Origin of the sequence: Bacillus atrophaeus, from assembly GCF_039519175.1 — a bacterium.
In the GTDB taxonomy this organism is placed as follows: Bacteria; Bacillota; Bacilli; order Bacillales; family Bacillaceae; genus Bacillus; species Bacillus atrophaeus.
On sequence record NZ_CP154443.1, the window covers coordinates 1,769,570 to 1,783,718 of the forward strand.

Here is a 14,149-nt window from a genome sequence, read left to right on the forward strand (position 1 = left end):
ACAATTGTTCTTTCCAGGAGGAATTAGCGGCTGTGATGTCAGTTTTTCTTCTGCGAATCTTGCGCAAAATGAAAAAAATGCTAAACAGACGAACGAATGGTTATAGAAAGCGGTTCAAATTCTTGGTAGACTTAAATAATGATATATTTGAATGACTCTTAGAGAGACCGGCTTAGCAAAGCCTTTTTCAGAAAAGAATATTGACTATAGCGAGAAAGGTGATAAGATTATATTGTCGTTGATAATGATAATCATTTACTGTTATCGGCGAATCTGTTGAATTCTTGCGGAAAGGGAAGCAAGGTCTTTTGTTGTAAGGGTGTGAGGAGGCAGCATGAAGCTACGTTACTTAGTTGTTTTACTTATTTTACTTGCATTCTGTTCTATTTTTATCGGCGTAGAGGATCTGTCGCCGCTGGATCTTTTTCATATGAATAAAGAAGAGGCTTCAACGCTTTTCGCCAGCCGTTTACCGAGATTAATCAGCATTATTATTGCAGGCATGAGCCTGAGCATCTGCGGTTTAATTATGCAGCAGATCAGCCGGAATAAATTCGTTTCGCCGACAACTGCCGGCACGATGGATTGGGCGAGGCTCGGGATTTTGATTTCATTAATGCTGTTTACCTCTGCCAGTCCGCTGATAAAAATGCTGATTGCTTTTATATTTGCGCTTGCGGGCAACTTCCTGTTCATGAAAATCCTTGAGAGAATAAAGTTTAATGATACGATCTTTATTCCTCTCGTGGGCTTAATGCTTGGGAACATTGTCAGCTCGATTGCGACGTTTATCGCGTATAAATATGATTTAATCCAAAATATTTCTTCATGGCTTCAAGGAGACTTCTCTCTCATTGTGAAAGGGAGATATGAACTTTTATTCTTGAGTATCCCGCTTGTGATAATCGCATATGTATTTGCTGACAAATTCACAGTAGCAGGAATGGGGGAAAGCTTCTCCGTCAACCTTGGCCTGAAATATAAACGGATTGTGAATATCGGGCTGATTATATCGTCGCTGATCACGTCCCTCGTGATTTTGACTGTCGGTATGCTGCCGTTCCTTGGGCTAATCATTCCGAATATCGTATCCATTTACAGGGGAGACAACCTGAAAAGCAGCCTGCCCCACACAGCTCTTTTAGGTGCCGTTTTTGTGCTGCTTTGCGATATATTGGGCAGGATTATCATTTTTCCGTACGAAATCTCGATTGGCTTGATGGTCGGAGTCATCGGCAGCGGTATTTTCCTGTATATGCTGTTAAGGAGAAAAGCCTATGCGTAAAAATATGAAAATCACGCTGCTCATTGGAATCGCCATGATTTGTATCGGCCTGTTTTTGTTTTATGATTTGGGCAATTGGGATTATACCTTTCCAAGAAGATGTAAAAAGGTGCTCGCTATTATTCTGACAGGCGGAGCCATCGCGTTTTCAACGATGATCTTCCAAACGATTACGAACAACCGCATCCTTACACCAAGCATCTTAGGGCTGGATTCTCTGTATATGCTTATTCAGACTGTTATTGTCTTTCTGTTTGGTTCAATGAATGTCGTCATGATGAATGAGAACGTCAATTTCTTGATTTCAGTCTTCCTGATGATTTTGTTTTCCTTTGTGCTGTATCAGATCATGTTTAAAGGAGAGGGCAGGAATATCTTTTTCCTTCTGCTCGTCGGAATTGTCTTCGGCACGCTGTTTGGCAGCTTGTCTTCTTTCATGCAGATGCTGATTGATCCGAATGAGTTCCAAGTTGTGCAGGATAAGATGTTTGCCAGCTTTAACAACGTCAATACGGATCTTTTATGGCTGGCGGGCATCATCTTTCTGCTTGTCGGCTTCTACGTCTGGCGTTTCACGAGGTTTTTTGATGTGCTGTCTCTCGGAAGAGAACACGCCGTCAATTTAGGAATTGATTATGATAAAGTCGTGAAGCAGATGCTGGTTGTCGTAGCGATTCTCGTTTCCGTCTCAACGGCTCTTGTAGGACCGATTATGTTCTTGGGGCTTCTCGTTGTGAACGTTGCCAGAGAGTTTTTGAAAACGTACAAGCATACATACTTGATCGCTGGTTCTGTGCTGATCAGTATTATTGCGCTTGTCGGCGGCCAGTTTGTGGTTGAAAAGGTATTCGCTTTTTCAACGCCTTTAAGCGTTATTATTAATTTTGCCGGCGGGATTTATTTTATTTACTTGCTGTTAAAGGAGAATAAATCATGGTAGAAATCACAAACGTAAGCAAGCAATATGGAGGAAAAATTGTCCTTGAAGAAACGTCAGTCACGATCCAAAAAGGCAAAATCACCTCATTTATTGGTCCTAACGGCGCCGGCAAAAGCACGCTGCTGTCTATCATGAGCCGTCTGATTAAGAAAGATTCAGGCGAAATCAAAATAGACGGCAAGGAGATCGGCTCTTGCGACAGCAATGAACTGGCGAAAAAAATCAGCATCCTGAAACAGGCGAACCAGATCAACATCAGGCTGACGATCAAAGACCTTGTCAGCTTCGGAAGATTTCCTTATTCACAGGGGAAGCTGACAGAGGAAGACTGGGTTCATATTAATCAGGCTCTCGGTTATATGAAGCTTGAAGACATTCAGGATAAGTACTTGGACCAATTAAGCGGAGGGCAATGCCAGCGGGCGTTTATCGCGATGGTAATCGCCCAGGACACAGATTACATCTTTCTGGATGAACCGCTTAACAATCTGGATATGAAGCATTCTGTGGAAATTATGAAGCTGTTGAAACGATTGGTAAAGGAACTGGGCAAAACGATTGTTGTCGTCATTCATGACATTAACTTTGCGTCCGTCTATTCCGACTATATCGTGGCCTTAAAAAACGGCCGTATCGTAAAAGAAGGATCAGCGGAAGAAATCATAGAGACCTCGGTGCTAGAGGAGATTTACGATATGACCATTCCGATTGAAACGATAGATAATCAAAGAATAGGTGTCTATTTTTCTTAAAAACATAAAGAGGTGAATCACATGAAAAAGTTTGCATTGCTTTTCATCGCCTTGGTTACCGCGGTTGTTATTTCAGCATGCGGAAACCAAAGCTCAGACAGTAAAGGGTCAGAGAACAAAGAGGATCAAATCACAGTGAAGCACGATTTAGATAAAAACGGAACAAAAGTTACCAAAAATCCTAAAAAAGTCGTAGTCTTCAACTTTGGTATTTTAGATACACTTGATAAACTTGGATTACAAGGAAGCGTTGCGGGACTGCCAAAGAATAGCCTTCCCGATTACCTTTCATCATACAAAAATGACAAGTATACGGATGTCGGCAGTTTAAAAGAGCCTGATTTTGAAAAGGTGGCTGATCTAGATCCGGATCTCATCATTATTTCAGGCAGACAATCCGATTCTTATAAAGAATTCTCACAAATTGCACCAACCATTTATCTTGATATAGATAGTGCAAAATATATGGAATCCTTTAAGTCAAACACGGAAACAATCGGAAAAATCTTTAACAAAGAAGATGAAGTGAAGAGCCAGCTTGCAAAAATTGATGATTCGATTTCAGATGTGAAGAAAACGGCTGAGAAAGTAAATAAAAAAGGCTTGGTGATTATGGCGAACGACGGCAAAATCAGCGCGTTCGGCCCTAAATCAAGATATGGCCTGATTCATGATGTCTTTGGCGTGACACCTGCTGATCAAAATATTGAAGCATCCACCCACGGACAAAGTGTGTCTTATGAGTACATCTCAAAAACAAACCCTGATTACTTGTTTGTTGTAGACCGCGGCACAGCGATCGGCGAAACATCGTCTACGAAGCAAGTTGTTGAAAATGATTATGTGAAAAAAGTAAACGCCGTGAAAAACGATCATGTCGTCTACCTTGATTCAGCAACATGGTACCTATCAGGCGGCGGACTTGAGTCTATGGCTCAAATGATTAAAGAAGTAAAAGATGGTTTAGAGAAATAAAATGAAGAAGAACCCGATCAATGGAACCTGTAAATGGGGACCTTGATCGGGTTTTTTGTTTTCTCTTCATTACGATAGTTCATTTCTGGCGCACAGTTATTCTTAACGTTAATAGCAATGGGGAAGGGGCAATTCGTTAACTGAATTTGAAGCTTTAAAATGAAGCGAAGAGTTACTTCTGTGTAAATTCTTTGATCAGATTCTCAATGTTTCAGAAGGGGGCATCATTCTAAGCGTTGTTGCCTTATCAATTCAAAACAAAAAACTCAGCCCCGGAAGGGCTGAGTTTTTTATCGTGCAGGCTGCTGTTCGGCAGGCCGCGGTTTTTTCTTCAAAGTAAACGATAGCAGGAAGCCGGCGAGTGCGATGCAGGCGGCCACGATAAAGGCTGCGTTCATGCCGTGCAAAGCCGCCTGTCTTGAACTGGAAGCAGCCGCATGTGCTGCCTGATTGCTCATGACAGATACTAAGAGCGCTGTACCGATGGAGCCGCCGACTTGGCGAATGGTGTTGTTCATAGCTGTGCCGTGCGGGATCAGGTGGCGCGGCAGCGCGTTGATGCCCGCCGTTGTGACCGGCATCATAATCATCGCCGTTCCCAGTAATCGGGCGGTATATACGATCACAATCCAGGTGAGTGATGTATGCTCCGTCAGCTGCATAAACGGTAAAGAAGTCAAAAGGATGATGGAAAAGCCTAGAATGGCGAGTCCTTTTCCGCCGACCCGATCAAAGATTCTTCCGATAATCGGCGACATGATTCCCATAGCAATTGCCCCTGGCAGAAGCATTAATCCTGTATCAAATGCTGATATGCCTCTGACGTTTTGCGTATAAAGCGGCAAGATCGTCTCTGTACCGATCAGCAAAGCGAATACAATGGTTCCAAGCAGTGTTGTTAAGCTGAAGATGCCGAATTTAAATACACGGAATTCCAGCATCGGTTTTGTAAGCTTCATCTGCCTTGTGATAAATAAAAGCAGGGAAACAATACCCACAATCAGCGAAATAAGGACGGTTGAGCTTGTCCATCCGTAAGAGCCGACGCTTGAGAATCCGTACAGCAAACCGCCGAAGCCTAAAGTAGACATAATCACAGACAACATATCAATTTGTGTTTTTCTAAGAGTTGTCACGTTTTTCATCAAAATAATCGCAAGCATCAGGTCAATGATGGCGATGGGAAGGATAATGTAGAACAGCGATCTCCACGAGAAGGCTTCGACTGCCCACCCGGATAATGCCGGTCCGATCGCAGGCGCGAAGGAAATAACCAATCCGACCATACCCATCGCTTGACCGCGTTTTTCGATCGGGAAAATGGTAAGAAACACCGTCTGCATGAGCGGCATCATAATGCCGGCTCCGGCAGCCTGAATGATACGGGCTGTTAAAAGCAGCGGAAAGTTTGGTGCGAATGCTCCGACGATCGTTCCCGCCGTAAATATGCTCATCGCAGTAATCAGCAGCGTCCGGCTTGTGAATTTTTCAATCAGAAACGCGGTGATCGGAATTAAAATCCCGTTCGTTAGCATAAAGGAGGTGGTCAGCCACTGGACCTGGTTGGCATCGATATTAAAATCACGCATAATATGCGGAAGAGCTGTAATCAATAGCGTCTGGTTCAAAATGGCGACAAAAGCTCCCGCTAACAATATGCCAACGATCACAGATCGATTAAAAGGCTTTGGTTCAATACTGGTATTCAAATCATATCCCTTCTTTTCTCTATAAAGTCAGTAATGTTTTAATCATCGAAATAGGCTGCGTTAATTTGCCGGTTTGTTCCAGGTAGCCAATCAGCGCCTTTAGCAGAAAAGGCCGCGGTTCGTCTTTCACTGCCTCCTCTTCAAGCAAATCAGCGGCTGATGACAGCTCATCTACCTGATAATCGTGCTCTGGCAGAGAAGAGATCGCCTTTTTCAGCTCTTGAAGGCTCTCGGATAACAAAATCGCTTTGTCTTTCGGCTGATGCGATGAGGCCGAGCTGATGTATAGTTCAATGACTTCCGGCTGAAGTCCGGACTGCTCCGTTCCTCTGTTTTTCACAATCTGGTTAAGCGTGCTGATGATAAAATCTGCAATTGGAGCCAGCTCAAGCGGTTTATGCTCAAGTTTGATGAGCATGAGAAATTCCCTCATCATGCCGTGAAGAATGATCACTAATTCCCACACGAACGGAGTAATGTGTTCGCCGTAGTTTTGAATCAGCGAATCGCGGTGCCAGCAGATAATCGTTGATCTGGCCTGCATGATGTGCTGCTTTACCCTGTCATTATTGAAAGATGAATTTCCGTAGGTTAACATGTTGAAAAACTGCTGATCCCGCCGGAAGCCCTCAAGCTCCATTGTCAGTTTTTTGGCAAAACGTTCATCAGGGGTCAGCGAGCTTTCTTCATGAAGCAGTGAGGCCGCTGCCATCATCTTCTTTTGGTTAAATGCCAGCAGCTCCAAAAGCAGGTCTTCCTTTGATTGGAACAATTTATAAATTGAAGCTTTTGACATCTTACATTCCTCTGCAATGGCCTGCATCGAAACCGATGTGAAATCCCTCTCGGAAAAAAGCTTCTTTGCCGCTAATAAGATATCTGTTTTTTTCTCAAGCATCGACATGGCTTCCTTCTTTCTTTAAAACATAGAAAACTCATTGGTTCAACAAAAACCAATGAGTATTTATAGTGAAAATTTTAGCAGTTTCCCGAAGCGGAAGTCAATGTTTTTGAACTAATATAAGGGGGGCAGAGGGAGGAACAGCAAAACACCTGCTGACTTATAAACGAAGCCGGGCAGGTGTTTGATCATGTCGTATAGAGAGGCGGAAGTTTGATTATCCTCCGATAATCTTTTCGGCAACTTCAAACGCTGAACCTGAATGTTGAAGAGCCGCGATTGAAACCGTAAGTCCCAATACAATTAATGCTGACCATGTAAACTTTTTACCCATTTTACATCCACTCCAATTTCTTTAATTTTTGTTCTGCTTCAATCGACTTGTTAAGCAGCGCCACGGCATGCTGATAAAACCCTTTATTCTCATACACCTTGGCTGCAAGCCGTGATAATTCTTTTACACTATCCGTATGGTTGCAGTTCTCTAATAGGTCCAGCTTCTCTGTTATTCTGAGAAGGCTGTTATCATGATGTTCTTCCAGATAGAGGATGGACAATATATCTGTTTTGGCTATAAAAACTTTTGATGTATCGCCGGATGCTCTCTTACGCCCCTCCGTCAAGATAGTCTGCGCCTGGCTTCTATTACCTATGATACACAATTCTTTGATGAGCATAAACGAAGAGTTATAATAATATTCAGATTTATAATAGTCTGAATGGGTGAGAGCTTTTTCGAGATGTGTGATGGATAATGCTGATTTGCCCCAATGAGAATATAAGATTCCTTTATTATGATGCAATTGGGCTTCAAGAAATGGATCATTTATTAATTTGATCATATTCTCAGCTTCATTGTAATATGATTCAGCCTTTTCATAATGCCCGGTCTCTGTACAGTTGCCGGCCAGTAAAAACAGGGACAAGGCTTGTTTTTTGTTGTAATCAGGCTTTTCTTTGTAAATGGCGAGTGCATCTCTAATATAACGGAGCGAGAGAACATGCTGGTCTAGCCTGTAATACAGCCATGCCATTTTGAAATAGAATTCGGCTCTTTCAATATCATCGGGAATAGCCGATAATTTTTGTTCAGCTTCTCTGTATAGGCCGATTGCAACGTCATAATTGCTGTTGCTTGCCTCATACATCGCTTCAAATAAGAAGAAATAGTAATCTGTAAGCTCAGAGGTTTTAGCGTTATGGAAAGAATCTGACACATGCTTGTCTCTGTCGGGAATAATCGTGCCTCTTAAATCATAAAGCAGTATTTTATGTCTGTGTTCGAGTAAAGAATAATAAATCAAAAGCTCCTGGTCTTCTTCCATTTCATCTGTCATTGCCTTTGCTTTCTCGGCAAATTCAATCGACTTATCCACTTGAAGCTTTCTGATAGCGACATACCAATCGTTTAATACATTTGCAACCTCTAAAGACGGTATTTTATTCAAGACATGCACCTCTTTTCACGTAGATGATATGCTGTTCATTTTAGCACGATATGAACAAGATTTGTGAGGAAAGGAGGATATAGTTGACAGGATGAATGACATATAGGCAATAAGCAAAAAAAGCCTGCCGAGCGAGACCGGCAGGCTTTGGTGAATTTCATTATTTTTCAACGTTAAATCCTTGCTTCTCAAGCATTTCACGAATATGCGGGTAGTAGAGACGCTGATAGTAAGCCGCGATGCCTTGTGACCAGTTTCTTGTTTCCTTTCCGTTCGTGCGCTGCTTCATATACTCGGACATTTGCTCATCATAAGCTTCAATGAGCGGCTTTAATTGTTCCGCTTGATAGGTTTCTTTGTGGCGTACTGCAGCTTGCGGCAGACGCGGTTTTTTTGCTGAGCGGTCCGCAGGGTGTCCGATGACAAGACCTGAGACAGGGAAAACATATTTCGGAAGCTCAAGCAATTCAATCATTTCATCCGGCTTTCCGCGGACGGCGCCGATCGGTACAGTGCCTAAACCGAGCGATTCGGCAGCGGCAGTTGCGGTGCCAAGCGCGATTCCCGCATCAACGGCGCCTACTAGAACAGATTCCAGTCCGTCTGTCACTTTCAGTTCGATGTTGTTTAATTCCTCAAGCGCGATTTTGGCCCGGTTAAAGTCAGCACAGAATAGCAAGAAGACAGGAGCTTGGTCAATCCACGGCTGGCCTCCCGCCAATTCAGATATTTTCTTTTTGCGTTCTTTATCCTGAACTGTAATCACTGTTACCTGCTGGCCGTTGATGGATGTCGGAGCAGCTTGAACAGCTTGAATGATTTGGTCTATTTGTGCATCAGACACCGGCTCGTCGGTATAGCTCCGGATCGAGCGGTGATCTGTTAAGGTGTTGAGTACTTCGTTCATATCGGCCATCCTTTCGTTACTCTCCAAGTTCTGTGCGGACGACATCAAGAGGTGCGCTCAGAAATTCTTTGCCTTTCGCCACAAATCCTTGGAAATGCGCTGTTTCATTATGGAATTTCATCGCTGCTTCGTCTTTCCATTGCTCAAGCATAACGAAGGTATTTTCCTCGCCTACTTTTTCAAACAGGTCATATTGAACGTTGCCTTCTTCCGCGCGGGAGTGACTGAGCAGTGATTGGGCCTCTGCTAAAAATTCCTCGCGTTTTTCTTGTTTTACTTTCATGTAAGCTTGTAATACGATCATAAAATCTCCTCCTATTGTGTTAGACACTTTTTCGTAGTTTGTGTTCTTATGACTGATTTATCCATTGTTCGAGTTTCATCGAACTAAATGTAACATGTAATGAAAAAGAGGTAAAGCGAAAACACTTACCTAGTAAAATTGTCATCATGCGCGGTTGTGTGTTAAATTTGTGTCATGAACATTCCAAACCATCCAAAAACAGAAAAGTTGCAGCTGACAAAAGTTCTTCACGCTCTCAGCGATCCGCTTCGGCTTGAGCTTGTGAAGCGCTTAGCCGAAACGAAAGAAAAAACGTGCAGCACGTGCGCAGATATACAAGTCGCCAAATCTACCCTGTCCCATCATTTTAAAGTGCTGAGAGAATCGGGCATCGCTCAAGTCCGTATAGAAGGGAAGCATCGTTATTATTCGCTCCGCACCGATGATCTTCAACAGGCGTTTCCGGGTCTGCTTGAAGCCATTCTGAATGTGGAACAAGACCGCTGGTAGAACCAATCCCCAAAGAAGGGGATTTTTTTATTACCCGTAAACCGCTCGTTGAAGCCTTTTGACTCCCTCGCCTATATCCTCGTCTTTCAGCCGGGCAAACCCGATGATTAGTGCAGGGGTGTTTTGTTTTTTGCGGCCTTCTTCCAACTGAAAGCGGCTCATCCCGAACACTTCTAGCTGCAGCCTTGAAGCGTGTGCTAATATCTCTTTTTCCGGCCGGCTTGTATCGAACTCAGTGACAAAGTGAAGGCCTGCGTTCGCTCCTTTTACCGTTATCTTTTCTCCAAAAGCTTCATCTAAAGCATGAATGAGCTTTTCCCGCTTTTCTTTATACATCTGTTTCATTTTTTTTATGTGTTTTTGATATTCTCCCGAATCAATAAATTCCTGTAAGGCAAGCTGGGCGAGCGTGTTGCACGTCTGCAAGTCATAGCTCCGTTTCTTATATTTTCGCAAAAGCTCCGGCGGCAGAACCATATAGCTTATGCGAAGGCCGGGAAGCAGGGATTTTGAAAACGTGCCCATGTAGATGACGTTTTGAAAACGGTCAAGGCTTTGAAGCGCGGGAATACTGTCTACATCATATTTAAACTCACTATCATAATCATCTTCAATAATATAGCGGTCCGCAGCCTCAGCCGCCCAGTTTAAAAGCTGAATTCTTCGGGAAACCGGCATGATGACTCCTGTCGGAAATTGGTGAGACGGGGTTGTGATTAACACATCGGGGTTCTGTTTGTTAATCTCCCGCATGGACATGCCTTTATCATCAAGCCTGATCGTTTTCACTTCTTTTCCAGCGCTGCAGAGAAGCTGGTACATCCGCCTGTAGCCCGGCTCCTCCATTGCATACAGCGCATCGTTCGGAAGCAACTCGGTTAACAGATGTATCAGCATTTGGGTCCCGGCACTGATGACGATTTGTTCAGGGCTGCATTTCACGCCCCGCGTAAGGGAAATCAGCCGGGTGATGGTTTCGCGGACACCGTAAATGCCTTGCGGGTGAGCCATGTCGCCAAGCGTGTGAAAGGCGCGGGCAGCGGATTTTTGCTCACAGCGGAACCAGCTTTTTAACGGAAAATGAGCCATATTCACACTCATATGAGAAAAGGAAATCCACTCGCCGCGATCTTCAGCAGGCTCCTTCAGATCATCAGGCAAAACAAATGAGGATGTCTGTTCCTCGGTATAGAAGGTATCAAGCTGCTCGACGAAAAAGCCTTTTCTCTCTATCGCGTATAAATATCCTTCCGCGAGGAGCTGCTGATAAGCGGCATTCACTGAATTGACGCTGACCCTCAGCTTTCCGGCCAGCTCCCGTTTTGATGGAACCTGTGAATGAGGAAGCAGGTTGCGGTTCAAAATCTCTTTTTTTATTTTTTGATAAATTTGCTGATAAATATAATCTGCTTGTTCCGAATGGTCGATTGAAATGGTGATCATGTCCATCATATTTTCTCCCTCTGATACCATTGAAAAGTTAATTTTGGTACTTTTCATCATACCAAAAAGAAGTCAGAATGATAAGAAAATAATGTGCAGGGGGATGTAAATATGAGCCAAACAACGAAACAAATGAGAACAAGCGCGGAGTGGCAGCAAAAGCGTGATCAATTTGTATCCAAAGGCGTCAGCAATGGAAACCGCAGTCTGGCGGTAAAGGGAGAAGGGGCTGTGCTGTATGACTTGGACGGCCGTCGGTTTGTTGATTTTGCGGGTGCGATCGGAACGTTAAATGTCGGCCATTCGCATCCGAAAGTGGTCGAGGCTGTGAAGCGCCAAACGGAGGAGCTGATCCATCCGGGCTTCAACGTGATGATGTATCCGTCCTATATCGAATTAGCCGAAAAGCTGTGCGGCCTTGCACCGGGAGAGCACGATAAAAAAGCGATCTTTCTCAATTCAGGAGCGGAAGCGGTGGAAAACGCCGTGAAAATCGCAAGAAAATATACGAAACGCCAAGGAGTTGTCACCTTTACGCGCGGCTTTCATGGCCGTACAAATATGACAATGAGCATGACAAGCAAGGTGAAGCCTTACAAATTCGGGTTCGGTCCGTTTGCGCCGGAAGTCTATCAAGCACCGTTCCCGTATTATTATCAGAAGCCTGCCGGAATGAGCGATGAGAGCTATGATGACTTTATCATTCAGTCGTTTCATGATTTCTTTGTTGCGACAGTGGCGCCGGAAACAGTGGCTTGTGTCGTCATGGAGCCGGTACAAGGGGAAGGCGGCTTCATCATTCCTTCTAAACGATTCGTGCAGCATATCGCCGATTTCTGCAAGCAGCATGGAATTGTGTTTGTCGCTGATGAAATTCAAACCGGCTTTGCGAGAACGGGCACTTACTTTGCGATCGAGCATTTTGACGTTGTGCCTGACTTAATCACGGTTTCAAAATCACTCGCAGCTGGTCTTCCGTTAAGCGGCGTGATTGGGAAAGCCGAGATGATGGATGCGGCGGCACCCGGAGAACTGGGCGGCACGTATGCGGGCAGCCCGCTCGGATGCGCGGCTGCACTAGCGGTGTTGGAAATTATAGAACATGAAGGGCTGAATGAACGGTCTGAGGAAATCGGAAGAATCATTGAGGAAAGAGCGCTTGAATGGAAAAAAGAACATGCCTTTATCGGTGAAATTCGCAGACTGGGAGCGATGGCCGCAGTAGAAATCGTTAAAGATCCGGAGACTCGTGAGCCTGATAAAGCAAAAGCCGCCGCCATTGCAGCTTATGCGAATGATAATGGTCTTCTTTTGCTGACTGCCGGAATCAACGGCAATATTATCCGATTCCTTACACCGCTTGTTATTACAGATGAACAGCTGAAGGAAGGGCTGGACATTATTGAAGCGGGGCTGTGACAAGTCCGAGTTCAATCATTGGAAAACAGAGGGCGGCGTCTGATATCCTTTTAATATAGATTCACCTTTGATGCATGAAGTACTTGATAGATATTAAATAGAAAGGAATGTTTCATATGCCAGATAAGTTAACGGTTTATAACCCGGCTACAGGCGAGGTGATCAAGTCCATTCCTCAGCAATCGGCTAAGGAAGTGGAAGAAGCCATTGAACGTTCACACCAAGCGTTTAAAACCTGGTCCAAAACATCAGCTTCAGAAAGAGCGTCCCTTTTGAAAAAATGGTATGAACTGATTGTTGAACATAAAGATGAGCTTGGAAAACTGATTACTGCGGAAAACGGGAAACCGTACCAGGAAGCTGTCGGCGAAGTCCTATACGGAGCGGGATACATTGAATGGTTCGCAGAGGAAGCAAAACGCGTATACGGAAGAACCGTGCCTGCGCCAACCACAGGGAAACGCATTGTCGTCACACGGCAGGCTGTCGGACCGGTTGCGGCGATTACGCCTTGGAATTTTCCTAATGCGATGATAACCCGAAAAGCCGCGCCTGCCTTGGCCGCTGGCTGCACCTTCATTATTAAACCGGCGCCGGATACGCCGCTTTCAGCGTTAGAGCTTGCCCGCCTTGCGTATGAAGCCGGCATTCCAAAGGACGTGCTGCAGGTTGTAAATGGTGATGGAGAAGAGATCGGGAATGTCTTTACAAGCAGCCCGAAAATCCGCAAAATCACATTTACCGGATCGACGCCTGTAGGGAAAATTCTAATGAAAAACAGCGCGGAAACAGTGAAGCATGTCTCAATGGAGCTTGGCGGACATGCGCCGCTCATCGTCGATGAAGACGCAAACCTTGACCTCGCCGTTGAACAAGCGATGGTATCTAAATACAGAAACGCGGGCCAGACCTGCGTATGTGCGAATCGTTTGATTGTCCATGAATCCGTCAAAGATGAATTCGCGAAGAAATTGAGCGAACAAGCAGCTAAGCTGAAGGTCGGTAACGGACTCGAAGAGGGTGTAAACGTCGGCCCGATCATTAACAAAAAAGGATTCGAAAAAATCGTCAGCCAGATCGACGATGCTGTTGAAAAAGGCGCCAAAGTGCTTGTCGGAGGATCGTATGACCGAAACGATGACAAAGGCTGCTACTTTGTTCATCCGACAGTGCTTGATGATGTGGATACGTCCATGAACATCATGCACGAGGAAACATTCGGTCCGGTTGCGCCGATCATTTCTTATACTGATATTGATGAAGCCATCGAGCTTGCAAACGACACACCGTTCGGACTTGCCGCTTATTTCTTCACAGAAAATTACCGCCGCGGCATTTATATTTCTGAAAACCTTGATTACGGAATCATCGGCTGGAATGACGGCGGACCATCTGCGGTTCAGGCGCCATTCGGCGGAATGAAAGAAAGCGGCGTCGGCCGTGAAGGCGGTTCTGAAGGCATCGAGCCATACCTTGAAACAAAATATATGTCCATCGGTTTATAAAAAAAACACGCTTCACAAGGCTGCCGGCATGATCGGCGGCCTTTTTTTGCATGCCGAAAACTCCTCATCTGT

General features: G+C 44.6%; 12 protein-coding genes and 1 pseudogene. 7 read left to right on the forward strand and 6 right to left on the reverse strand.

The features are described 5' to 3' along the window. Positions 1 to 334 precede the first annotated feature (334 nt). From AAHT65_RS09075 to AAHT65_RS09090, 4 genes are read left to right on the forward strand one after another with little or no spacing between them, the layout of a single operon-like run. A complete protein-coding gene (locus AAHT65_RS09075; RefSeq protein WP_258728611.1) occupies positions 335 to 1,285 on the forward strand; it encodes an ABC transporter permease in 951 nt (316 codons plus the stop codon). After that, positions 1,278 to 2,225, forward strand: a complete 948-nt coding sequence (locus tag AAHT65_RS09080) for an iron chelate uptake ABC transporter family permease subunit (RefSeq protein ID WP_010789704.1) — start codon at positions 1,278 to 1,280, stop codon at positions 2,223 to 2,225. Before AAHT65_RS09075 ends, AAHT65_RS09080 begins: the two co-directional genes overlap by 8 nt. After that, the gene (locus AAHT65_RS09085) at positions 2,219 to 2,977 is read left to right on the forward strand and encodes an ABC transporter ATP-binding protein (protein WP_063638742.1); all 759 of its coding nucleotides are present in this window, start codon (positions 2,219 to 2,221) and stop codon (positions 2,975 to 2,977) included. Before AAHT65_RS09080 ends, AAHT65_RS09085 begins: the two co-directional genes overlap by 7 nt. 21 nt (positions 2,978 to 2,998) lie before the next feature. Further along, positions 2,999 to 3,952, forward strand: coding sequence for a siderophore ABC transporter substrate-binding protein (locus tag AAHT65_RS09090; RefSeq protein WP_088116507.1), 954 nt, complete (start codon positions 2,999 to 3,001; stop codon positions 3,950 to 3,952). 290 nt (positions 3,953 to 4,242) lie between these two features. Here AAHT65_RS09090 and AAHT65_RS09095 read toward each other — a convergent pair whose 3' ends face one another. The 5 genes from AAHT65_RS09095 to AAHT65_RS09115 all read right to left on the reverse strand — a co-directional run bounded on the left by AAHT65_RS09095 (position 4,243) and on the right by AAHT65_RS09115 (position 9,221). Continuing rightward, a complete protein-coding gene (locus AAHT65_RS09095; RefSeq protein ID WP_343311386.1) occupies positions 4,243 to 5,661 on the reverse strand; it encodes an MDR family MFS transporter in 1,419 nt (472 codons plus the stop codon). A 19-nt stretch (positions 5,662 to 5,680) separates the two neighbouring features. Next, positions 5,681 to 6,559, reverse strand: a complete 879-nt coding sequence (locus AAHT65_RS09100; protein ID WP_063638744.1) for a TetR/AcrR family transcriptional regulator — start codon at positions 6,557 to 6,559, stop codon at positions 5,681 to 5,683. A gap of 338 nt (positions 6,560 to 6,897) precedes the next feature. After that, positions 6,898 to 8,010 (reverse strand): Rap family tetratricopeptide repeat protein, encoded by a 1,113-nt coding sequence (locus AAHT65_RS09105; protein ID WP_088116509.1) that lies wholly within the window; start codon positions 8,008 to 8,010, stop codon positions 6,898 to 6,900. A 160-nt stretch (positions 8,011 to 8,170) separates the two neighbouring features. Beyond that, a complete protein-coding gene (locus tag AAHT65_RS09110) occupies positions 8,171 to 8,917 on the reverse strand; it encodes an NADPH-dependent oxidoreductase (protein WP_010789698.1) in 747 nt (248 codons plus the stop codon). A 16-nt stretch (positions 8,918 to 8,933) separates the two neighbouring features. Further along, positions 8,934 to 9,221 (reverse strand): putative quinol monooxygenase, encoded by a 288-nt coding sequence (locus AAHT65_RS09115; protein ID WP_010789697.1) that lies wholly within the window; start codon positions 9,219 to 9,221, stop codon positions 8,934 to 8,936. Positions 9,222 to 9,395: 174 nt separating this feature from the next. Between AAHT65_RS09115 and AAHT65_RS09120 the strand changes: the two genes are divergently transcribed. After that, positions 9,396 to 9,710: an ArsR/SmtB family transcription factor gene (locus AAHT65_RS09120; RefSeq protein ID WP_010789696.1), complete on the forward strand. Its 315-nt coding sequence runs from the start codon at positions 9,396 to 9,398 to the stop codon at positions 9,708 to 9,710. 5 nt (positions 9,711 to 9,715) lie between these two features. Here AAHT65_RS09120 and AAHT65_RS09125 read toward each other — a convergent pair. After that, positions 9,716 to 11,153 (reverse strand): annotated as a pseudogene (locus tag AAHT65_RS09125) (PLP-dependent aminotransferase family protein); the annotation flags it as partial. Between the two features lie 111 nt (positions 11,154 to 11,264). On the opposite strand from AAHT65_RS09125, the gene gabT reads away from it, so the two are divergent. Continuing rightward, positions 11,265 to 12,572 (forward strand): 4-aminobutyrate--2-oxoglutarate transaminase, encoded by a 1,308-nt coding sequence (gene gabT, locus AAHT65_RS09130; protein ID WP_063638747.1) that lies wholly within the window; start codon positions 11,265 to 11,267, stop codon positions 12,570 to 12,572. A 116-nt stretch (positions 12,573 to 12,688) separates the two neighbouring features. Then, positions 12,689 to 14,077 (forward strand): succinate-semialdehyde dehydrogenase, encoded by a 1,389-nt coding sequence (gene gabD / locus AAHT65_RS09135; RefSeq protein ID WP_343311387.1) that lies wholly within the window; start codon positions 12,689 to 12,691, stop codon positions 14,075 to 14,077. Positions 14,078 to 14,149 lie beyond the last annotated feature (72 nt).